This is a genomic window from Sphingobacterium sp. UBA6320 (assembly GCF_002440335.1).
Classification (GTDB): domain Bacteria; phylum Bacteroidota; class Bacteroidia; order Sphingobacteriales; family Sphingobacteriaceae; genus Sphingobacterium.
In genome coordinates this window covers 79,445-103,619 of record NZ_DJTA01000008.1, presented here as the reverse complement: position 1 = coordinate 103,619, position 24,175 = coordinate 79,445, and the positions used below count along the sequence as shown (strand labels likewise).

Genomic DNA, 24,175 nt, shown 5'->3' with positions numbered 1-24,175 from the left:
ATTTGCTCAAAATGAGGTTGCACAAAGTATATATACTTTGGCAACCTCCATTAAATCATTATAAAACATCTAGGCACTACAGGACAGTCAATTGAATCGTAGAGGCATAATTATACTTGGCTTCGCTCGCATCAATCAGTGCACCTACTCTAAAATAATACGATTTTCCTTTGACGAGTTTGCTATTGTTTGCCACTAAATCGATCTCCAGTTGATAAGTATGATTTTCATCTACTTTCACATTAATATCTTCTTGCTTATTTACGATATTTAATGGCTCTCCAACATTAATCTCTTGATGCGCAAACAGTCCGATACGCTTAACCGGGTTTTCTACCGTTTGTTGCACCTTAAATGTGGCCACCACCTTATCTCCCATTTGCTTAATGACAGCATTTTTGATCCGGATATAAGGTTGTACTTTAAAATCCTTGACCGTACTGCCCGATACCTCAATCTCCTGTTTTTCGACAGGTACAAAATTTCCCCTTACAGGCTGTATCGTATACCGGTTTGCAAACATGAGGTTGTTACGATAAGTCCCCTCGTTTTTAACAACAATGTACTGCGTCTGTGGATTTTTGAATCCGAGTTCAATATATTCGATCTGCGCACCTCTAATGACATCTTGCTGGATAAGCTCACCAGTCTCCACATCATATAGGCCACCTGATATCGTGGCATTTGGCCCTTCATAATTATCAATATCACTGAGACCGCAAGCTGTAAACAAAGCAAGTTGCAGTGTGACGAAGGATAGATATAATATTCTTTTCATAGCTTTCATTTTAGATGTTATTGTTGTGGATTTTGGATTACACCATTTCCAGCGACATTTGGAATGTGTCTATAATAGTCCTTTTCTGGAAAATTCTGACTATTGGATCCTGCCACATTTTTGCGGACAAAAATATACTGTGGCTTATTACCTCTCAAGTCGATTAAAGGAACCAGTGCCTCTTTTATCTTATTTTTAAACGTGGTATGGAATGTTCTCCTACGTATCAGATCCCAATAATTTTTATTCTCAAATGCGAGTTCAACCGTACGTTCTCGAAGCACATTTTCTAAATTAAGTGCTATCGCCACCGTATGGCCGGCACGAAATCGGATATCATTTATCGCTTTGGTTGCCAAACTAACGGCATTTTCTTGGTTATAGCCGCTTTCCACTACCGCTTCGGCAAAATTGAGCAATACTTCTGCATAGCGCATATCCATGTAATCCGTTGTGGACTGTAGCCAAGTGGTAAACCGCATATTTTCATTCAAGAACTTACGCATCAAAAATCCAGTTCTTGTCATATCCGCAGAGCCATCAAAACCCGAATACTGGTTAGGCTGTTCTTTACCATATGTAAAATATGTTATGCCTTTATGTTCAAAAGAAGTCCGACTATCGATCAAAGAACCGTCTGGTTTCACTATTCCACCATTGATCACAATGGTCTGACCTTTCCAAGAGGCATTCGGATAGATAATCGAGGCAAAGAATCGCGCATCTTTATTCTTGAAAATTTCATCTGGCGAATCAAAATGGCGATAAGCAACTTCTTCTTTGTACCCCTCAGCCGATGAAACTTGACCATCAGCTCTCGTCACAACCGGTGAAGCATGACCTGGGTTATCATAACTTTCGTATAAATCGACCATTTCAAGGATTGGATTGGTACGTCCACGATGTGGAAAACCTTCTCCAGTCTGATTCGGTCCATTCCAACCATCAAGGTCGTGCGATAGATCGTTACCAACCTGCGCATAGCCTTTTATTAATATCGCTTCTGATGAAGCCACACTAGGATTTACAAACATCTCCTGATAGTTTTTGATGGCTTCAGCTGGGGTAGCAGGAGTTGCTTTATATAGGCTGAATCTACCTGAACTCATCAACGCCATTGATGCGTCTATACAAGCTTTATAATAAGCTGCTGCTTGCGAAGCCTCCATGCCTACAAATTTTAATGAGACCGCTTCTCCAGACAAAGGAGCACTATTCCAATACTTAGCTACCGATGCTGCATGTAGTGCTGCGCGCGACTTAAGGGCATAAGCAGCCCATTTGGTTGCTCGACGCTTACTTTCATCACCATTAGCATGCTCCTCAGGAAGCAACTCGATCGCTCGGTCACATTCACTTAAAACCAGATCCCATGTTTCTTTTTCAGTACTACGGGGTACTTTTAACATCTCGAAGTCATTCGTGAAATCCTGGTTATCCAGTATCAAAGGAACTCCGCCATAACGTTTAGCAAGTGCAAAATAAGTGTATGCTCTTAAAAAAGCTGCTTCTCCTGACAATACCTGCTTTTCTTTATCAGCCATATTCAAGGTCGGTATTGATTGGATAAGAATATTGATACTCCTATTCAGCTTATAGCCTTTCTCCCACCAGTCATTTCTATATTCATTCCAATTTGGCCATTCTGAGTGTATAGCCTCCATACCATACTGGGCAAGAGAAAGAAAACCCGTATTACCCCGAGCATTGAAACCTTCTCTAGGGAAATAAACGTGATCTTCAATAGGTGCCTGATAATATAAATTGGCTAAGAAAGCTTTAACTCCGTTAGGATCCGATAAAACCGCATCTCCTGGTATCTTATTACGCGGTGTAACATCCAAAAAATCGGAACAGGAAGTCGAAAAAACCAATAATGCTCCACAAAGTATGTTGGATATATGATGATATTTCATAATTCTAAATATTAAAATGTAAGATTAACCCCTATGTTGTAACTCTTGATTAACGGATAGTTATAACCTGCATTATAGTCGCCCTCAAAGCGCTCTGGATCAAACTGCTTGATGAATGCGTCGGCAAAAGTGAATAGATTGTGCGCATTTCCATAAACCCTTATCTTTTTGATCAAGCGTTTATTCGCTTCGCTTAAAGGGACGGTATAACCGAGCTCTATACTTTTCATACGGAGATAATTGGCCTTCATACGCCAAGCATCGCTCTCTCTATAAGATGAACCCATATATTCAGAAAATCGGTTTGCTGGCCATTTTCCCGCTATCCATTCACTATTTGCATCATAGGGGTCAGCCAGATGCCATCGGTCATAGAAATATTCTGGAAGATTTCCATTATTGAAAAACATTTGTGAAAATACTTCATTATAGCGCATGGTATACAAGGATGCTCCTTGCATGACCATATTCAGATCTATATGCTTCCATGCCGCATTCAAGGTAAGTCCATAGAACATCTTCGGGTCACGATTTCTGAAAATAGGCATGAGATCTTTATCGTCGATAACACCATCTCCATTAACATCTTCATAGGTAAAATCACCGGGCAGGATTTGTGTATTACCACGATCACCGCCATAGACAATAGCCTGATTAATCTGCTCCATGTTTTGAAATTGACCGGTGTTATTAAATCCCCACTCCAAATCATTCCAACGGTCAGCATATCCATTTCTCCAACGCTCATAACTACTATTAGCCTCCGGTTTATCTACGATCAAGTGTTTAGTACGGGCTAGATTCATATTAATACTAATACCATACTTAAAATCATTGACCTGATTTTGATGGGAGATGACTAAATCAAATCCACGGGTAAGTTCACTTTCAAAATTCTCGATAGGCATATCGCCTCCAAATGTATTGGGTAGTCCTCCGCTTCTCTGAATTAATTTCCCAGTTTTTTCACGTTGATAATAATCGGCTTCAAAAGCTATTTTCCCACCAAACAACGCTCCTTCTATACCAACATCTGTAATCTTAGATTTGATCCAGGTAAAATTCGGATTGATTACTCCTGGAGCTCCCAGCCCACCTACATAGGAACCATTCACAAATTCAGCCCCCTCCTTTGGTCGTGGAGAAAAACCTAAAATATGTTGAAATGCATTTCCTTGGTTCTCACCAATCATCCCATGGGAAGCTCTAATCTTTAGATTATTGACGAAAAGGAGATTATCTTTCATAAATGCTTCTTCAGACAATCGCCATCCGGCCGAAAGATTGGGAAAGAAACCCCATCTTGCGCCTGGAGCATAACGATAAGAACCATCGTATCGAAAAGATGCTCCCAATAGATACTTCCCCTTGAAATCATAATTAACACGACCTATGTAGGACATGTTTCGTTCCTCAATTTCATCACCATTATTGGTCTGCCTTCCCGAAGCATAATCCATGACATCAGTGGTATAAAAATCATACTCACGCCAGAGGTAACTATGTTTTTTGGTATACTGCTTCATTTCAAATACAGCAGTTGCACTTAGGTTATGGTGCTCTGCAAAAGTACGGTCATAATTAAGTTGGCCCTGAAACACAAGACGTTCGGCATCATCAATATTATTAGCAATCCTTGGATTATTAAAGACCATGGAAGTGAGGTCTTTATTATAGATTCTATAGTTCTTCCATACGTTCTTATTGTAAACGTTATAGCTATCGTAAGAAACAGTACCAATAGCTTTCAAACCTTCAATTCCAGGCACATCATAAGTCAGTGCAATGGACGATTGGAAACTTTTATTCCGATCTTCTGTGTAGCCAGCATAGTCCTTCTGGGACATGATGACTGCATTTTGCTGATTATAAATATTGGCAGGATAATTTGGGTCTCCATTGATAAAAGGGCTTTCGGTTGGATGGCTGATAATCGTTCCTTTATACATCCAGATAAAACCATCTCCTCCAGGGAATTCACGCTTAGATCGACGTCCGGATATCATCACATCGGCCTTAAGGCGCTCACTAAGTTTAGCTGAAAGATTACTTCTAAATGTGTAACGATCATAACCCATATCGCCACTTTTGAAGAGTCCACTTTCATTAAAATAGCCAACACTTGTAAAATAATTAATAGCGTCGGTACCACCTCTTACCGAAAAATCATGTTGATGCTGTGATGCTGTCTTTTTAAAAGTCTCGTTATACCAATTTGTACTCTCATAACCGGGTGCACCTTGACGCCATTTATCCAGTTCCTCCTTCGTTATATGATGAACACCATCCCTAAAAAATATCGCATTATCGTACATTTCTAAATATTGGGCTGCATTTGCCATCTTCGGCACATTGGTCGGTTGCTGTAATCCTACAGTTCCGATATAATTAAATGTTGGTTTTCCACTAACACCTTTTTTGGTCGTCACTAAAATTACACCATTTGCGGCATTCAAACCGTAAATGGCCGCCGACGCATCCTTTAATATCGATATATTTTCGATATCATTCGGGTTTAGCTGCTGGAACTCAACTCCTCCATCACGCACAATACCATCAATGACATACAGCGGTTCACCAAAACCTCTGATATTGATACTTGATCTAAATGCTCCCGGTTCAGAACTTTGTTGCCTTATTTGTAATCCCGGTATTTTCCCTTGTAAACTTTGTGCTAAACTTGAGCTGGTCGTGGTATTGATATCTTTGGCCTGTATTGTGGAGATCGCAGCTGTAACATTCCCCTTTTTCTGAGTTCCAAAACCAACTACGACCACTTCCTCCAATCCCGTTTGATTCGCTTCCAATTGAATATCGATATATTCACCGTTGATGACCGTACTTTTTGTTGCATAACCGACATTGGTTACCTCCACAATATCTCCTTTGTTTGCTTGGATACTAAATGCTCCTTTTGCATCGGCAGCCACCTGTCGGTTTGTTCCAACAACTTTAATAGTAGCTCCACCAATGGGCGCACCGCTACTATCTGTTACCGTTCCACGTACCTGTTGTTGCATGATAATAAGTCGACTGATTCTATTTAATGGTAAGGAAGATCCTTCAAGTGGCATAACCACCGTTCCGATGAGCAAAGCATATCCCGACATCTGCTTTGTCCACCTGAATATTACATCCCTCGAAGTCCATAACTTTCGATTACTTTCCAAATTGTTCATAAGATTTATAGGTTTTACTGTGGTTAAAGATTGGTGTCCAGTCTGATTAATTTTCATCAATAAACCAGACCAAAGGACTATTAATCCTGCATTTTCCACTTCTAATAAGCGGTTATCAAGACGTAATAAAATAGTTCATCATATCATAAGCCCCTCCTGTTTTTAATTGGTAGCACAAATAAAACAGAAGGGGCTTAATTTTGACTTAATTTTATATTAATTTGAAAAACAAGTAGAAATTAACAAATTAACACACTGACTGTCAGGGAAATATTTTTTTTTAAAAAATGCCTAACTTATAGCATTAATAAACATTTTGGGAATGTTTTAAAATTTCTTTAAGTGTTATGGGATAGACTTCCCCATAAAGTTTAAGGTATTCTTGTGCAAAGCTTTCATAAGTTATTCGAGCTTCCTGATGCATACCCGATTTAGACATCAATAGACAAGATACATACATGGCATCTTCATTCATCGAATTAAATTGCATGATCTTATTAGCAATCATAAGCTGCACATCTTCCTTCTCATTTCCTAAAGAAATAGCTTCCAGGTAACCGGTGTAAACCTCTCCCACGATTGTTGAGATCTTACTCTTATATTCATCCATCCATTCATAATTCAGATCCTCTAAAAAACTTCCTTTTTGAACGATGTCTGCGATTATCATCATTTTTTTTCGATAGTCTAAACCTGTATTTTTTGATACCTTTTTAAAATAGGCGTAATCGATTTGTGCATGCTCCTCATCCAGTTTTATCGCCCAATAACCTGTTTCCTTAGAGATCTCAAGTCCGGCCACATCCGAAAGAATTACTTTTAACTTGCCCATATTGACCAATAGATTATTACGCGCACTCTTTGTAGATTTGTCCGACCACAGCAATTCATATAAACGCTCGGAGCTAATGCCCTTTTTGGATGAAAAAGTATATAGACACATACTAAGAAACAATTGTCTAAGAACGGGGGTAAATTGACGCGTTACTTCCACTCCTTTGTTATCAAATACTCGAAATGACCCGAATAAATAGATATGATTGACCACCTGCTGTTCAACATTTAATTCTTGTTCTATTTTTAAAGATGAGCTCATTTCTTTCTTAACAGGTACGTTCAAGCGACCTGATCTCGTTTTCCTAGCTCTCCACAAGAAAAAAATCAAAATTATTACTCCACTCAAAAACAAAAGAAGCCCAATCATACCTTTATTCGTGACTAAACCATTACTAATAGCGGCAGGATCTAAAAACTGCGGTGGAAAATTAAGACTATATATTTTCACCTCCGTTTGTTCGCCATTATCAAATAAAGTAACCGCCAAGAGTTTTTGAGAGCGAGTAGCATAAAAAAGATCTGAATAGGATTTAATATCACTAAATTTATACGGGATACTATCCGACAGTACTTTAACCGCTGTACCATCTAGCCTACCAGACAGCAGTCGAATACTTGTGTCGAATACGTTTTTAGTATGCATTAAGGTATAATATTGTGATCCTACGATGACCATAGAATTACCAAAAATATATTCTTGATCAATTATGGGAAGGTTGGCAATTTTACGGATTGTTACATTTACAGGGTCAAAATAAAGTAAATCATAATAATGGTGTGGATTCAACTCCTGCTTACCTGATTTATTTCCATATCCACCCAAGATATAAGCCCCCTTATCAGTTACTCCAAGACTAGACAAATATCGAGGTGTGTAAGCAGACTCCTTGAGTGTTACGTCCTGCCATTGACCATTCTTAATCGAAATCTTTGATAGCTGATTCTTATATGTAAAGTACCCGTAACCACCTAAAACATAAATTGAGGAATCGGTCTTGTTGAAAAATTTATTAGAGTGCCAGTAAGCAGTTGTTTGTCCTGTTGCATATTTTTTACTCCAGGTACGGGTTTCTTCATTAAAAGAAGTCAATAACTTTTGGTCTGGAAAATAATTAAAGACACTTTTTCTCTCACCGACATAAAGAGATTGATTACCTTGCAAAAGGCCCAATGGTCCATCAGCATATACAAGACGTTCCTGTTTACCTGTCGCTATTGCATATTTAGTAATGTATTCATTGCCTACTATGTAAAGAACTTCTTTTTCTTGATCAAAACAAACACTTGCAGCTGGGCTCGTATGTACTAAATTTGACACTAACCATTTACGATGTAAAGACTGCACCCATATTGGATTTATCGCAATCGCCTTTTCATTTCGGAACTGATCAGAAAGATGCCCCTCTTCCTGTAAAGCCCATTTATACTGCTCTTTTCCCCCGTGATACAGTTGAATATCTTTGACATATATTGGTGGTACATCAGTAGTAGAGTATCGAGGCATATTGCTCGCTCCAAAGGAAATTCGAGCTGAAACCTGTTTTGGAAATGATAGAGGTGTTTTAAGTTGCTGTCCACCAATACTAAATTGCAAATTTCCTGATTTCAAATCCAACATGATATGCACATCAAGCCATTGATATGCATCGACTATATTATTTTTTAATGCAATTGTATATTCCTGATCACCTACTACTAGACTTAACTTTCTATTTTGCGGACTATAGTCACGGGTGATTAAATCTATATTATATTGATCGTTAAGAATGAGTCGAAATACATAACCAAAATAGGTCTCCTGACCCGGGCGGTACTTCAATGCAAACTTCATATCAAACTTATCCTTTATGGAAAGCATATTTTCGCCAAATAATTCGAGTCCAGTCCGTCTGTTCTGTACCTCTTCGTGGCTAACAAAATACAAACCCTGAGCATAACTCGGTAGTGAACTAGCAGTCAGTATACAAATACATAACAATTTTAATAATATACTATTCATATTTTAATACTCCCATTCCAACTTCGTTCAGCACTTCCTTTAAATCATTCTGCCTCATCTACTCTAACTTTTACAGCTACTTATTTCACATAAAACTTCACATAGGTAATCTTAATATCAAATTACACTACTATACCTGATTATAAAAAACTGCTTCTAATTATAATTGGTTTGATTACAGAATTTCCTTTTGTATTGATACCACTTTTTATTTCCCTTTTATAGTAGTTAAACTTAGATAAATTTGCTTGGATACACAATAAAATTATCAAGATCATTAGCTCCTTCACCTTTCAGATATTTCTTATAACATATGAAATTCAAGCGCCTTGATCTCCAATAAGAACTTGTCTCTATAGTCAGAACTAATTGTAGTTAAGTTATAAAATCGATATAGCCATCATAAGCATTTATGATATTCTTCTAACAGATTTCTCTAGATCTATACTTTTTAGTTCCTTTTGCCCCCCATTTTAGAATCCTTTCCTACTTCAGTCTTCAATAGTCGGGTTACAGGGGCTAAGTAAGGAGTCCTCAGCTGTAGCAACCCTACCTCTAGCTAGTTTTATAACTCGAAAATTAACATTTTCAAGTGATTCATCATCCCTTTACGTAAACTATGCCATAACATCCTTTTGACAGTAAGCCTATATTCTTAAGTAATTGCTCTACCAATTCTATCATACCATTATTGTGATTATGATTAATACCAATCAATAAATATTTGCGCCCATTCAATTCTTTTAATTCTATAAATTGATTAATAGATTAATAGATTGAAAAGAACCAATCAATTTTAAAAACATTTTTTTGGAGATCTTCAGTTTGATTAATAGCATGTTCTCCGTCTGTGCTCGGACTTAATGAAATCCAACCCATTGCTTACATCATATTCTTTCTAATATTTGCCGGTTGCGCTCTAGTTAAAGTATTTACAAAGGTATTATCAAAATAGTAAAGCCTCCAAATATACCATACTACTAAAATTAATCAATCCACATGAGTTCTGGAATCTGATTAGTAATCACATCAATAATATTGTCACTGTTGCATATCATATGATGATTCTCATCTAATTTACTAAACATTCCATAACTTTCTTACTTAAACCATTCAAGAAAATTACATGTTTTTGTTTTACAAAACGTATATATAAAAGGATTATTTAATGTATTCATGCGACCGGCTTCAGTAACAATTCGATAAGCTAATGGATTCTTAAACGCTATCTTTAAAGATCTACTAACAAGATCCGATTCCTTTAATAAGACGATTAGACTTTCTTCTTTAAAATTCATTTCGTAAAAAAAAGGATTATTTGGAAGTTCTTCAATTGGCTTCCATGGTTCATATTTTTCTTCTATCATTTTGGATATCAAATTTTTGTTTCTGAATTTTGAGTATTAGGGTTAAATAGAATCTTGTTGGTTAGTTATTTAAGGGGCTATCAGTAATCTCTCCCTAAAATAACATTAAAAAGTTGATGATGATTATTATTTTTAACAAATAAAAGCCATTCTTGGCAGAATGGCTTTTCATGATCTTGATAAAAGGTGATATATCTTATAGGCAGTTAAAAATGAAAAGACTACCAATTTAGCTCATAATTTGTGCTTCTGCCACCCGAATCTGCTTTAATTAGAATACCTTTATGAACTAAATCTGTAATATCTCGTAATGCGGTATCAGCCGATACTTTGGTCATCTTTGCCCATTTTGATGAAGTCAGATTTCCTTCAAAATTATCCATTAATTTATTCAACATCATCCGTTGCCTTTCATTACTGATATGAACACTGTTTTGCATCCAAAAGTGATGTTTTCCCACGACTTTATCTATTATCGTATTCGAAGCAATAATAGCTTCTTTAAGGCATTTTAAAAACCAAACTAACCAATTGGTAATATCAGAATCTCCTTTTTGCGTTTTCTCTAGAATCGTATAATATTCCTTACGTTCTTGTTTAATTTGCGCAGACATACTATAAAAGCGTTGATTGACACCATCCGCTTTCGATAGTTGCATATCTGTCAATGCACGAGCGATACGTCCGTTTCCATCATCAAATGGATGTACAGTCACAAACCATAAATGTACAATAGCAGCTTTTAAGACTGGATCTATACTAGAATCCATATTAAACCAGCCTATGAATCTCTTCATTTCCTCTTCGAGACGTTCAGCTTTAGGTCCTTCAAAGTGTACAACTTCTTTTCCCATTCCTCCCGAAACCACTTGCATATCTCCACTTCTCCATTGTGCTACATCGATCTTGTACAAGCCACTTCTACCGATTGGAAATAATGCGCCATGCCAGCCAAATAATCTTTCTATACTTATGGTCTTATCTGTATTCTGTGTAGCATCTATCATCATTTCTACCACACCATCAATATGTCGGTCAGATTGTATCAAACCTGAATTATCTAACCCTAATCGAGTAGCTATTGAAGAGCGCACTTGTTCTGGATTAAGTATTTGCCCCTCTATTTCTGATGATTTCACTACATCTTGTATAAGTGTTTCTAAGTTTGCTTCGTCTTGTAATTCAAATCCTAGCAACTCTACTTTTCCAATAAGTTTTCCTTGCAGATGTCTAACTTCGCTTAATAAATTAAGTATCTTATGGTCTTTCCATTGGAAATCGGTCCAATTATGTCGTTCGTGTATATAGACTGCCATCGCTTCTAAAATGTATGCGGTAAATATAAGCATTATTCACCGCAATAGAAGCGGAGAATAAACTATTTAATATCCGCACAAAATAAGCAGCACAATAGTAGTGTCCATAATATCACCTTATTGAGTTAAACCCCAATGTTATATTGTAGCTTGTTTAGAATCTAAGCTGTGCTTCATCAAAATTTGAAATATCAGTTGGTTATATTCGGTTAATGATGATCAAAACTAAGACTGGGCGGAATCTGACCTGCTGCTGGTATGTGAGAATATCTGAGCTGATGACTTTTGAAATATGCAATAACAACCGTTTTGTAAAGAGAGCAACTCATTTCGGACAAGTAAGCATATTACTGTTCAAACAATAGACTATTTTTGATTTTATAAAAAAAACAACATCATTGACGATGTGGGTTAAAGCGCTATAATTTCATTTTGAAATAACCTTATATTTATATATATTTAATATCAGTTTCGTTACTTTAACCAAAATAACCTAGGGGTCATATTATAATGGATGTGAAAGGATTTTCATGTAGTCTAGATGAATTTAATCGCTTTAAATTAGGGGATGAACGTGCCTTCTATAAGATATTTGAATATTATAAGCCAATCTTGTTTCAACGCATAAGTCGACTATGTCCTTCTCAGGTGGATGCCGAAGAAATCCTGCAGGAGATCTTCATCCAGTTATTTTTAAAACGCCAGGATATCCCTGAAGTTGAAGCAATTTATCCGTTCTTATATATTGTTGCAAAAAGAATGGCTATTTCTGCATTTAGAAAGGAAGCCGTTCGTCAACGCTTTGAATTAACGCAGTATTCCCAATGGGACGAAACACATGACCACTTAGGAAAACAGATTGAAGACAAGGATCTGATCGTGTTTTTAAATGCAGTTGTTGATCAATTACCTAAACAACAGCAAGTCATTTTTCGAATGAATAAGATCGATGAACTGAGTTATTCGGAAATATCAGATCAAATCGGAATCTCAAAAAATACGGTAAGGAATCACCTCGTGGCTGCCTATCATTTTGTCCGTTTAAGGTTAGAGAACATCTTATTTCTTATATTTTTCATAAAAAATATCTTTTAACTAGTCCATCTTAGTTTGTGGCGCGATTAATCTAATAGCGCACAATAAATGGAAGATGTCTAAAGTAGAAGCATATAAAAAACTTATCCGCCAGTTCTATGCAGGTTCCCTTCAGGGAACTGCGATAGAAAATTTTATTAAATATATTGAAGATCCAGAGTTTTTGGAGGCTTGGGAAGAGTTGATGGAACAAGATACGGATGAAAATACTTCGCTTAAAGAGCCTGACGCAGCACAATTATTTGCCAGAATAAAATCCGACGACCGTGTTAAAAATAGTTTAACCGACATACCTGATCGCTCAGTATCAAAAATAAAAATCTTCAAAAGTATAGCGACTGCTGCAATAGTGTTATTGCTGGGCACAGCGGCTTTTCTAATTTGGAACCAGAATGAAAAGGAAATCGACCAAATAGCTCATCTCCAAAATGTAGATACGGAATTAAAGGTTTTACCTGGAACGAATAAAGCACAAATTATTTTAGAAAATGGATCACGTATTGACCTGGAAAAAATTAAAGGTGATACGGTGATCCCTCATGGTGATTTTGATATTGTGAAAACAGCGGATGGCTCGATATCTTATCGACCAAAATACCCGGGTAAAGAATCATCAAAATTGGTCCATAATACCATCGTGACACCTGGAGGTGGAGAGTATAGATTGATCTTGCCGGATGGGACAAAGGTCTGGTTAAATGCCATGACGACGCTTCGATATCCAGTTCAATTTAATAAGGATATTCGAGAGATTGAGATGACTGGCGAAGCCTATTTTGAAGTTGCGAAAGTAGTGAAGGCTGGTAAACGTGTGCCATTTATCATCCACACAGGATCTCAAAAATTGGAGGTATTAGGAACGATCTTCAATCTGCAGCATTATGGACAAAAGATTGTCACCACACTGCTAGAAGGTAAAGTGAAATTAAACTTTGCGGGGAGTGATCATGATGGACAATATTTATCGCCCGATGAACAAGCAACATTTGATATGGCTAGTAATCGGGTCAAGAAAATACAAGTAGATCCTTTCTATTTTTCGGCATGGAAAGACGGAAAATTTGCTTTTGAAAAGACCGCTATTGAGGAGGTCATGGAAACAATAAGCCGATGGTATGATGTGGAAGTTATCTTTAAGAATGAATTGACAGATTTTCAATTTTCAGGAACAATATCTAAATATGAAGATATTAATAAACTGCTTCAAACAATTGAACTGGTGGGAGGCATACATTTCCAATTAAAAGGAAGGAGAATTTATGTAATGAAATAATATCTACCCATGTGAAAAATTTCAGGAGCGTTGCGACCGCCCCTGAAGTTATGTCTTTAGAAAAGACAGGAGGCCGAACAAATCTTAACTTATAAAACACTGATCAACCGTATGCAAAAGTACAAAAAAATTCGGTGTGGAATGCCTATGAATTTTAGGCAAACCTACACCTTTAACCCATTGACTATGAAATTGTCAATCGCACTACCTTTATTATTTGCCACAGCTTTACAAGTAAGCGCCCTCACCTATGGTCAGGGTATAAATTTGAAGAAACAAAATGTTAAACTGGAGACCGTGATCAAGGATCTGCAAAAGCAAAGTGGTTTCAATATTTTGTATAAGGAATCGCTGGTATCCAATACAAAAAGAATAAATATCAATTATCGTAACGCTCCATTTGAAACTGTTCTGAAGGATATTCTTGCTCCATATCAGATCACTTATAGGATGGTTGATAATAACGTAGTGCTGAGCAAGGGACTGCCAAGAACTGCCCCTGCGATCGAAACCCACACACCTGTGGCACTCGTACAGCAACGGAAAATTAAAGGAAAAATTTTAGATGCTGCTGGTCTGCCGCTAAGCAATGTAACAGTCACGGAAAAGGGTACGTCAAATAAAACCGGTAGTACTGAAAATGGGCAGTTTGAGATCCAACTGTCCGGTAACAATGTAACGTTGCAATTTTCAATAGTTGGTTTCCAGCCACAGGAACTTGCTGTAGCGGGTCAGTCGGATGTGATTGTCCATATGAAACCAGCCATTACGGCCATGGACGAAGTGGTGGTGGTGGGCTATGGTGAGCAAAAACGTGTCAATCTGACTGGGGCGGTTAGTCAGATATCGGGTAAAGAATTTGAGGACAGACCTGTCACCCAATTAACGCAGGCTCTGCAGGGAACAATTCCCAATTTAAATATTGTATTTGGATCTGGAAAACCTGGAAATAGCGGTACTGTAAATATACGTGGTAATACCTCTATCAATGGCGGCGGGCCATTGATCTTGATCGATGGTATACTGGGCACATTGGACCGGGTCAATCCAAATGATGTGGAGTCTGTGACGGTCTTAAAAGATGCTTCTGCAGCTGCTGTATATGGTGCGCGTGGAGCTTTTGGAGTGGTATTGGTAACCACTAAAAAAGGCAGTAAAAACGGCAAATCGACTATTGATTATAGTAATAACATCGGATTTACGAAACATGCCACTAATACGGATTTTATAACGAGTGGATATTGGAACGCAAAACTCAATGATGATGCGATGTACAATGCATTGGGTTATCGCACTACCCGTTATACCGATGAAGACTATGAAGAGCTATTGTCCAGGGTCAATGATCAGGTTGAAAATCCCGACCGTCCGTGGGTAGTGGTCAAAAAAGATGCAAGTGGTCGGGATATATACCGCTACTATGGCAATTTTGATTGGTTCAATTACTTGTATGATGATAGTAGACCCAAGAGTGAGCATAACCTGTCGTTCTCTGGATCTACAGGAAATACCCGATATGCGCTGTCCGGATCGAAGGCCAAAGAACAGGGTATCTTTAATATTGATCCTGATCGGTTTGGGCGATACAATTTACGGGCTAACATCGCTAGTGATGTTAAAGAATGGTTGACGGTGAGCAATAGTACGCACTTTTTCAAATCATCTTATGATTGGGCAGGATTGGAAAATAATTTTAGTACGGTTGCGAATAACGTGAGCAACAGTCCAACCTACCATTATCATGCTATGTATGTGCCTCGCAATCCAGATGGGACAATAACGGGATATTCGGGGATCAACAGTTATCCGATTGGCTATGGCCTGCACAATGCTCTTGAAAGTGGCAATATGAGGGGGTATACGCGTGGTACTGAGTTTACCAATATGACAGAAGCGGTTGTTAAGCTGGGTAAAGGTTTGAGCGTAACGGGCAACTATTCCTACCGGGAGTATCGATCTGATTATTCTTACAGACAGACCAAACAACTATACTCCAAGTATCCAGGCGTGATGGAACTGTCTTCTCTTTCGCAGTTAAATCAAGACAAGCTGAGAGAAAGTATGAGTAAATATGTCTGGCATTTTATCAATGTATTTGCCACTTATAAAAAAGATTTTGCTGATCATCATTTTACAGCTATGGCGGGCTTCAATCAAGAAGATCGTATGTACAAAAGAATCGGCGGAATCGGACAAGATTTGCTTTCTGAAAGTTTAAATGATCTAGACTTGGTCATCGGTGAAAAACAATTTGAAGCTGGTGCAGATGAATGGGCGCTAAGAGGTGGGTTTTATAGATTAAACTACGATTATTTAGGAAAATATCTATTTGAGGTGAGTGGACGATATGATGGTACTTCTCGTTTTCCAAAACATAGTCGTTTTGGATTTTTTCCTTCTTTTTCTGCAGGTTGGCGGATCAGTGAGGAAAAGTTTTTCCAACCGTTGAAGAATACGGTCAATAATTTGAAATTGCGTTATTCTTACGGATCGTTAGGAAATCAAGAGGTCAGTACGTATGCGTATATCTCATCAATGGGTACTGGACAGATTTCCTATCTTGTCAATGGACAGAAATTGAATGTGGCCAATAATCCTGCACCTGTTGCCCCTACTTTGACCTGGGAGGAGATCACAACGAGTAATATTGGTTTAGACTTCAGCATGTTCAACAATCGGTTGGATTTTCAATCAGATCTATACGTAAGGCAGACCAAAGGTATGCTGAGCAGAGGAAAAACGCAACCAGCAGTTTTTGGGGCTGCAGAACCTCAAGAAAATGCGGCCGATCTGAAGACAAAAGGATTTGAAGTTTCTTTGCTTTGGAAAGATCAATTTGCTGTAGCAGGTAAAGCATTTCATTACTCTGTTCGCGCGATGCTGTCCGATTACCAAGCTGAGATCACAAAATTTGCCAATGATGCGGGTCTGTTAAATAACTACTATACAGGACAAAAATTGGGTGAAATCTGGGGGTACAAATACGATGGGCTTTTCAAAACGACAGAAGAGGCTCAGGCCTACGCTAAGCTTGTCAATCAAGATCAAATCAACAGAAGGCGTGTGCAAGCTCCTACTGCTGATCTTCGGATGTTGCAAGCTGGCGATATCAAAATTTTGGACTTGAATGGCGATGGAATTATTAACGCTGGCGATAATACCTTGAACAATCCTGGAGACCGGACCGTCATCGGTAATGATCAGCCTCGCTATTCCTACGGGCTTAATTTATCGGCCAATTGGAACGGTATTGATGCTTCGGTATTCCTACAGGGAGTGGGGCGCCAAAATTGGTACCCTAATCTGGAAGCACAAGCATTTTGGTCTGTGTATGCAAGACCGTATGATTCCTTTATCCCGGCTAATTTTCAAGATAAAATATGGTCTCCTGAAAATCCAAATGCTTATTTTCCTTTCTTGAGAGGTTATACTGCCCAGAATTCGGAATTATCTGTCGCTAATGACATGTATATCCAAGATATAGCCTATTTGAAACTAAGGAACCTAACCATCGGATACACCCTTCCACTGTCACTGACAGAGCGCGTGCACATCAATAAATTGCGTGTATTTTTTAGTGGAGAAAACCTCCATACTTGGACCAAATTAAAGACCGATTACATTGATCCAGAACAAGTGATGACAGACAATACAGGAAGAAGTTATCCTGTAGGACGAGTATTTTCTTTTGGAGTACAAGTTTCATTGTAAATCGTATAAATCAGTTAAATCATGAAAACGAATAACACGTATATAAAATTTGCGGCATTTGCAGCAGTTCTTCTCTTTAATTCCTGTAACGATCAATATCTGGAGCGATACCCTTTATCTGAATTAGCTCCAGAAAACTATTTTCGTACAGCATCAGAATTACAGACCTATACCAATGCTTTTTATAGTGATCTGCCGGATGCATTAGCGATTCACTATAACAATCCCAATCAAGGTGATGATGAGGCCCGGAATACATTAGCTGCCGAATTTCAAGGTACGCGAACGACTCCATCTAGTGGCGGAGGATGGAGTTGGACGGTGCTGCGCAAGATTAACTTTTATTTGGCCAATTCACATAAATGTGCCGATGAAGGAGCGCGCTTGCAGTATGATGGAGTAGCTCGATTTTTTAGAGCATACTTCTATTTTGACAAGATTCAGCGATTTGGTGATGTGCCTTTGTACGAAACAGTAAACGAATTGGATGACCCTGCCATGTTTAAAGCAAGAGATTCACGAAAAATTGTTTTTGCGAAAGTTATAGAAGATCTTGACTATGCTATCGCAAACTGTCGCGACACAAAAAGTGCGCAGCTGATAACCAAATGGACAGCATTGGCCTACAAATCGAGAATGTGTCTATTCGAAGGCACCTTTCGTAAATACCATGGCTTAGGAGATTGGGAAGCCATCTTGGAAGAGGGAGTAAAAGCCGCTGATGAGCTGATGAAATCGAATACCTATAGTATCTATAAAAGTGACGTAAAAACAGCCTATCACGAACTTTTTATTGCAGAGGATGCCATTGCTTCGGAGATGATCTTGTCCAGACAATATAGTGCTGCAGTACCGTATGTGCATTCGGCCAATTTTTATATTCTGTCTGCATCTTATGGCCGGCCGGGAATGGTGAAGCAATTGGTCAATAGTTATTTGATGAAAGATGGCACCCGCTTTACCGATAAGCCTAATTTTGAAAAGATTGGTTTCTATGAAGAGACGCAAAATAGGGATCCGCGTCTATCTCAGACTATCCGTACTCCAGGTTATAAAAGGATCGGTGCTACGACAACCTCAGTCCCTGATTTTGCAACATCAGTTACAGGATATCAATATATAAAATATATACTTGCTCCCGCATTTGATGCTGGTCAGTCGACTAATGATATGCCGATCATAAGATATGCAGAGGTATTGTTGAATTATGCAGAAGCGAAAGCTGAATTAGGAAATTTGACGCAGACTGATATCGATCGCAGCATCAAACTACTACGCGACCGTGTGGGAATGCCTAATCTGTTATTAAGTGCTGCAAACTCCGCTCCTGACCCCTATTTATTGGCAAGTTATCCTCATGTAACCAAAAGTGGACAGACTGGTGCCATATTAGAGATTCGTCGGGAGCGTCGTATCGAATTGGTGAAAGAAGGTTTGCGCTATCAGGACCTTCTACGTTGGAAAGAGGGGGCAAAGCTCGCTCAGCCATTCTATGGCATGTATTTTTCAGGAGCTGGCGAATATGATCTGGACCAGGATGGTAAGTTGGACCTGGTTATTTATCAAGGAACAGCGCCAACAAAAAAACCGGGCGTCCAATATCAAAAACTGGGAGAACTGGTATTAGAAAATGGCAGCAATGGTGGCCGCATTGTCAATTTACCAGACATTGACAAGAAATGGATAGAATCAAAAGATTATTATTATCCGATCCCGACTCAAGAACTTCAATTGAATGATAAACTGGAACAAAACGAGGGTTGGGACAAATCAGGTACCTAGTAAAGGCTTGATCGAAATCGTATGACTAAGGTCGATGGACCTTGCTCCTATCTTTTATATCAATAGAATAGAACTTTTTAATTTTACTTATAATATGATGAAAAAAAATAGATTATTTCCTATAGTACTGATACTTTGTATCGTGATGACTGCTCAGGTTACAATGGCCCAAGAGTATTTGAAAATCGTATCCTATAATGTACTATATGGACTCAAAAAAGATTCGGTCAATATCGATCGATTTGTCAATTTTACGAAAGATTGTAACCCAGACGTCATTGCATTGGAAGAAATGAATGGATATACGCAAAAGACATTGGAACAGTTGGGGCAACACATAAAACATGATTATGTGTTGCAATCTAAAGAAGAAGGCTTTCCGGTTGCCATAACATCGAAATATCCACTGGTAAATTTTCGTAAAGTCACAGAAAATATGTGGCATAGCTACCTATATGCGAAAATAAAGGGAGTGCATTTTTTTGTTATTCATTTTTCACCTTTTAACTATCAAAAAAGATTAAAAGAAGTGGCGGATGTGCTGGCTCAAGCAAAGGAAATCCCTGCCCATGAGCCGATCTTGATCATGGGCGATTTCAATTCGCTAGATGCATCTGATCGAGAGCAATACGGTAGTAAAGTTTTGGCAGGTATGTTGGAAAATGAAAAAAAGCATGAGCATATTCGTAATCTCAATAATGGCCAGATTGATTACAGCGTGTTAGGTAAATTAAAACAAGCTGGATTTCAAGATACATACCGCTTATTGCATCAAAATTTTGAAAGTACCGTACCAACATTTAAAGATGGGAATGGTCAAGTGAAACAAAGTGCAACAGGTGTACCGAAACGGATCGATTTTATCTGGGCTAATGCCCGCGCTGCTAAGATGGTGATCAAAAGTGGTGTTATAAAGAATGAATTTACCCATTATATATCTGATCATTATCCCACTTATGTGGAATTGGATCTGATGAAATAATAAAAAGCAAGTTTTCAAGAAAGAGTTCCGTAGTTCAACAATTTCGGGACTCTTTCTTTTGAGCATCTCTTAGCGCCAACAAACTCCGTGTCATGGGACTCTTCCCTCCTATGCCATTCTAGATTTTCTGCTGTTGGGGGTGTTGTTTAATTTTCTGTAAACCCTTGTTTGGTGTGTTTAATTTTAAAAATGACTCAAGATCGTTGTCTGGAAATAGATTATTAATTATTCCATCTGGAGCCAACTGTCTGCTACTATCAAAAATAAGAATGTCATAGGATCTGAAAGGTACAGGGCTATTTTTGTCATATTCGACCATCTCGGTACTGTATAAATAATCTACTTTTGTCTTTTTTCTCTTCACCTTGGGTAATCTTCGTGACTTCGCAGCGATGAAGTCTTCATCATGCCGCACCTTTTTATCTATAAAAAATCTCCCGATCTGTCATTGAAAATTAATGTGGGAATTCTTTAAACTTTGGAGGATAGTTTAGCGTTTTGAAGCTATAAAATCCGAAGTCAGCTCATTATTCAGCATTTTAGTTTATGTTATAATAATCTACATTTAAAATTAACAATAATGATGACCAAACGAGGTGTGTTTTACCCAATTTGGTCATAACATCCTTTAATCTTGCAAATACTTTTAGATGTAGGGTCAGTTTGCTCATGTAAGTCGAAAATGGAATTCAATAAAATGACGCAAGCAGTTTTCTGTTTATTTTTAGTGAATAATATATCCCCTAACAGTTGTAATATGCTTGAGGAATCTCAACAGCTATTTTTGTCATGTGCTCCAATTGCTGAGCAAACTGATCGAAGAAATACGTATCTGCTGTAAAAACATACAGATATTCTTCGGTGCTAAGATGCACCATAAAATCTGCATATCCAGGTCCTTTGGCGGGAAGGATATTCTGAAAAGTAAAATATTTGATCTCATCAAAATCTAGAATCAGTGCAGTATCTATCCCTGCAAATCCTATTTTTTGATTAACATCGTCTACCCAGACACCACTTTGGTTTTTCAGTAGTTGATGTATCTTGGAGGGCACATTCTTAATCGCTCTACTTTTTGTATAACTGATGCTCATATCCAATTTTTTATGAAAGGAAATGATTTCAGTAACCTGCATCACGGTTTCATATGCCTGGTTTTCTAAAAGATGATGGTATTGTCGTTGGTTGTAAAAATGCAACGAAGTACTGCCATCATCGTAACCATAATCTGCATCGTAGGTATAACAAATGGAAGCTTCAATGCCTTTGCTCAATACGAAACGTAAATGGCATTGATCATTTCTTTCATAGCCATACTGATCGATGCCGATATGCTCATCGATCCAAAGCTCCCGAAGTTGTTGGTAACTTTGATCGGTATTGGTTTCATCATAGAGCTGCACAAAAAACTCTTGAATGGGTGCATTTGATCTTGTATTTTCTGCATATATTTCCAATTGGAGAATCAAAAGTGCACCGATCCTGACGGGATACTTGAATCTTAAATATTTTACGCCAAAATCGCTGAAATAGGTTTCTATACAACCTAATGCTTCCAATTGCTCATATGTCGTATCCCAAGAGACCATCTGCTTAGGTGCTGTATATACTTCGTAGCCAAAATCTTCGTCACCTGGATAGGTATCCAGAATCTGGTAATTTTGAGCCATTTTCTTGGTCCAAATTTTTACTTTATCATCTTCCTTTTTGGCTTTACTGACGACAAAAAAGGTTGTATTGTCAAAATGAAAACGGTTTGAGAGTTCCGGATATACTTCATCAAACCCATTTAATTCCGTAGATATATAGTGTTGATGATCTGCAAAAAGGAACAGAAAGGGCACATCGCCCAAAATCTGTACATAAGCGTATTTTAAAGTCTGAAGATTGGCCTTTTCGAGATGGTCATGATCTTTATAAAAAAGCGTATCGCCGTCTATCCAAATTTCTTTTCTATGCATTGTTCTATTTTTTTTATTAGCTAATTTGCTCCGGATATCAATCCTCTTCTTTCCATGGATGCAGATCATCAGTAGTCTTTGTAGATGTCACTTTTCCATCAACATACCTCTGCACTTGGTATGTTCCAGAATCTAGACGTTGAATCGTGATACCATAGTCGGGCTTACTTTTAGCATTGTAGGATACCGCTCCCAAATAGTTTTTTTCATCGTAAGGAAAGCTGTAGGAATGAAATATAGTTGCGAAATTTCTTTTATCCATATTGCCTAAATCACCAAGTTTGTTGTGGAGTTGGTCAAAAAACAGGTTTAGATCTCCATCAAACTCAAACGAAAATTGTGAAAATAGAGGGCTTAAGAAGTCATTCTCTAGATCGTCCATATCGGGGAATGTTGTCTTGATAAAATGAAATTCGCGCACTATGCCATCTTCGTCCAGATAATAAGCTGTCGTAGCATGAGGTGCTATTTGATCTATTTGTTGGACACTCTTTTGGGAAGTAGCTACTCGCTTTTTTCCTTTATAAAAATCAGCTTGCAGAAAACCTTCTTTTTTATAGATATGCAGTTCGTTATTTGACTGCATATCATGGATCATCACCTTATTATCTTTCAACTGAAAATCCAATCGATTAAAATAATGCATCGCAAATAGATCAATCATAAAACCTATGCGCTGACCATTTTGATACTGATCGATTCGTACGACACCATGAGGCAATTCATGATACACAGGACCATCCAACGCTTTCCCATTGTGGTAAGTCGTTTTTAGTGTGTAATTGACTGGTGCAGTTTGCGTATCCATGTTGAGGTAATCTATCGCATATTTGGCAACCAATAGACCGTTTTGGTAGTAATTGACATAATTCAGCTCTCCCAATAATTGTTCATCACTAATCTCATAGCCATTAAACGGTCTACCGCCCCTGAGTTCCAATTGATAGACATTTTTTTGATCGTCAAAAATCCTGATGGTATTGGTTTCCTTTAAATTAGGATTCACCTGTTTCATTTCTTTCCATTTGTGTGATGTTTCTTTTGAATGATCCTGAGCGCAAAGTATTGCCGCGCTACTAGTCAAAAGAAATAGGGTCATGATGTATCTGAACATATCTCTTTATATTTTGGTGAGTTTGAATTGTTCTCCATCATTTGTAAGCTCGGAAGCCACATTTATTGATGGTTTGAACATCCTGATGTCCATCCAAGCCAAATATTGTTGTTGGTACGGATCTGCTAGCTCTTTGCTCATATCTGAAACGGATATTTTTCACTTAACTGATGGTGAATTTGGTTAAATACTGTAGTGAACTGAACTTTTGTCTCCTCAGAAGTTCTACCCTGCTCGTCCATCCTTGCTTCTAAATCGCGAAGCAAAAAAGCCATTTGCACACTTTGCTCAAAATTAATTCCCATGGATTCAAATCCTTCATCATAGTCATGGTCGTAAAAGAAAACCATTCCTTTTTTGTCAAACAACCACCGATCACCTTGTCCTGTTCCTGCAAAAACCCAAAATTCTTCCGTTGCAAATTCTTTATTTTCGTTCACCGCTTCTACAGAATTGAATAATATAAAATCTCCTGAAATTTCAATGGTTTTAAATTGCGTAACCCATTTTCTATATTTTTCAGGAAACGGGAATTGCAGTGTTTTAGGAAAATTCTGAACACAGCTTTCGGATTCCGAAAACTCGGCTCCTATTTCCATAGTTGTTAATATGTGGAAGGGATTCATGGACTTTTCTTTTTCATATTTTAAACGTTAATGACTTCAATAATAGTTCATTTATTTTTATAATTCTGGCATTAATGATCGCCACCGAGGCGCTGTCGTGTTCAATCTTCGGCTTTCCCCTAATACTTAAGTAAAACGCTATTTCTTCAATTTCATTATCCATTTTTTTAACCAAATTAAACCACCAGCTATTTCACCGCCTTACTTTTAATGATTATTCAAATTAAAGATAACAAAAC

At 37.9% G+C, this 24,175-nt stretch carries 17 protein-coding genes and 1 pseudogene; 5 read left to right on the top strand and 13 right to left on the bottom strand.

What is annotated here, in order from left to right:
- Positions 1–76: 76 nt before the first annotated feature.
- The 8 genes and pseudogenes from B3P23_RS04355 to B3P23_RS04330 all read right to left on the bottom strand — a co-directional run bounded on the left by B3P23_RS04355 (position 77) and on the right by B3P23_RS04330 (position 11,392).
- Entirely contained in the window at positions 77–778 is a 702-nt protein-coding gene (locus B3P23_RS04355) for a DUF3823 domain-containing protein (RefSeq protein ID WP_293924746.1), read from the bottom strand.
- Between the two features lie 17 nt (positions 779–795).
- Complete coding sequence (locus B3P23_RS04350) at positions 796–2,694, bottom strand: RagB/SusD family nutrient uptake outer membrane protein (protein WP_293924744.1); 1,899 nt, start codon at positions 2,692–2,694, stop codon at positions 796–798.
- An 11-nt stretch (positions 2,695–2,705) separates the two neighbouring features.
- The gene (locus tag B3P23_RS04345; RefSeq protein WP_293924743.1) at positions 2,706–5,873 is read right to left on the bottom strand and encodes a SusC/RagA family TonB-linked outer membrane protein; all 3,168 of its coding nucleotides are present in this window, start codon (positions 5,871–5,873) and stop codon (positions 2,706–2,708) included.
- Between the two features lie 304 nt (positions 5,874–6,177).
- Entirely contained in the window at positions 6,178–8,709 is a 2,532-nt protein-coding gene (locus tag B3P23_RS04340) for a hypothetical protein (protein ID WP_293924741.1), read from the bottom strand.
- Between the two features lie 491 nt (positions 8,710–9,200).
- A pseudogene (locus B3P23_RS21455) lies at positions 9,201–9,299 on the bottom strand (Imm7 family immunity protein); the annotation flags it as partial.
- A gap of 10 nt (positions 9,300–9,309) precedes the next feature.
- Entirely contained in the window at positions 9,310–9,462 is a 153-nt protein-coding gene (locus tag B3P23_RS21450; RefSeq protein ID WP_414713120.1) for an Imm7 family immunity protein, read from the bottom strand.
- A 347-nt stretch (positions 9,463–9,809) separates the two neighbouring features.
- Positions 9,810–10,076, bottom strand: coding sequence for a hypothetical protein (locus tag B3P23_RS04335; RefSeq protein WP_293924739.1), 267 nt, complete (start codon positions 10,074–10,076; stop codon positions 9,810–9,812).
- A gap of 221 nt (positions 10,077–10,297) precedes the next feature.
- On the bottom strand, positions 10,298–11,392 hold the full coding sequence (locus tag B3P23_RS04330; RefSeq protein WP_094772585.1) for a Fic family protein: 1,095 nt from the start codon (positions 11,390–11,392) through the stop codon (positions 10,298–10,300).
- Positions 11,393–11,902: 510 nt separating this feature from the next.
- Between B3P23_RS04330 and B3P23_RS04325 the strand changes: the two genes are divergently transcribed.
- From B3P23_RS04325 to B3P23_RS04305, 5 genes are all read left to right on the top strand, one after another.
- On the top strand, positions 11,903–12,487 hold the full coding sequence (locus B3P23_RS04325) for an RNA polymerase sigma factor (protein ID WP_293924738.1): 585 nt from the start codon (positions 11,903–11,905) through the stop codon (positions 12,485–12,487).
- A gap of 55 nt (positions 12,488–12,542) precedes the next feature.
- Entirely contained in the window at positions 12,543–13,760 is a 1,218-nt protein-coding gene (locus tag B3P23_RS04320) for a FecR family protein (RefSeq protein WP_293924736.1), read from the top strand.
- Positions 13,761–13,946: 186 nt separating this feature from the next.
- Positions 13,947–17,471: a TonB-dependent receptor gene (locus tag B3P23_RS04315; protein WP_293924735.1), complete on the top strand. Its 3,525-nt coding sequence runs from the start codon at positions 13,947–13,949 to the stop codon at positions 17,469–17,471.
- 21 nt (positions 17,472–17,492) lie between these two features.
- The gene (locus tag B3P23_RS04310) at positions 17,493–19,253 is read left to right on the top strand and encodes a RagB/SusD family nutrient uptake outer membrane protein (RefSeq protein WP_293924733.1); all 1,761 of its coding nucleotides are present in this window, start codon (positions 17,493–17,495) and stop codon (positions 19,251–19,253) included.
- 94 nt (positions 19,254–19,347) lie between these two features.
- A complete protein-coding gene (locus tag B3P23_RS04305; RefSeq protein ID WP_293924731.1) occupies positions 19,348–20,235 on the top strand; it encodes an endonuclease/exonuclease/phosphatase family protein in 888 nt (295 codons plus the stop codon).
- 118 nt (positions 20,236–20,353) lie between these two features.
- Here B3P23_RS04305 and B3P23_RS04300 read toward each other — a convergent pair whose 3' ends face one another.
- From B3P23_RS04300 to B3P23_RS04280, 5 genes are all read right to left on the bottom strand, one after another.
- Positions 20,354–20,599, bottom strand: coding sequence for a hypothetical protein (locus B3P23_RS04300; RefSeq protein ID WP_293924729.1), 246 nt, complete (start codon positions 20,597–20,599; stop codon positions 20,354–20,356).
- A 379-nt stretch (positions 20,600–20,978) separates the two neighbouring features.
- Entirely contained in the window at positions 20,979–22,196 is a 1,218-nt protein-coding gene (locus B3P23_RS04295) for a hypothetical protein (protein ID WP_293924727.1), read from the bottom strand.
- 37 nt (positions 22,197–22,233) lie between these two features.
- On the bottom strand, positions 22,234–23,310 hold the full coding sequence (locus B3P23_RS04290; protein ID WP_293924725.1) for a hypothetical protein: 1,077 nt from the start codon (positions 23,308–23,310) through the stop codon (positions 22,234–22,236).
- A gap of 6 nt (positions 23,311–23,316) precedes the next feature.
- A complete protein-coding gene (locus tag B3P23_RS04285; RefSeq protein WP_293924723.1) occupies positions 23,317–23,451 on the bottom strand; it encodes a hypothetical protein in 135 nt (44 codons plus the stop codon).
- The gene (locus B3P23_RS04280) at positions 23,448–23,909 is read right to left on the bottom strand and encodes a hypothetical protein (protein ID WP_293924721.1); all 462 of its coding nucleotides are present in this window, start codon (positions 23,907–23,909) and stop codon (positions 23,448–23,450) included. Before B3P23_RS04280 ends, B3P23_RS04285 begins: the two co-directional genes overlap by 4 nt.
- Positions 23,910–24,175 lie beyond the last annotated feature (266 nt).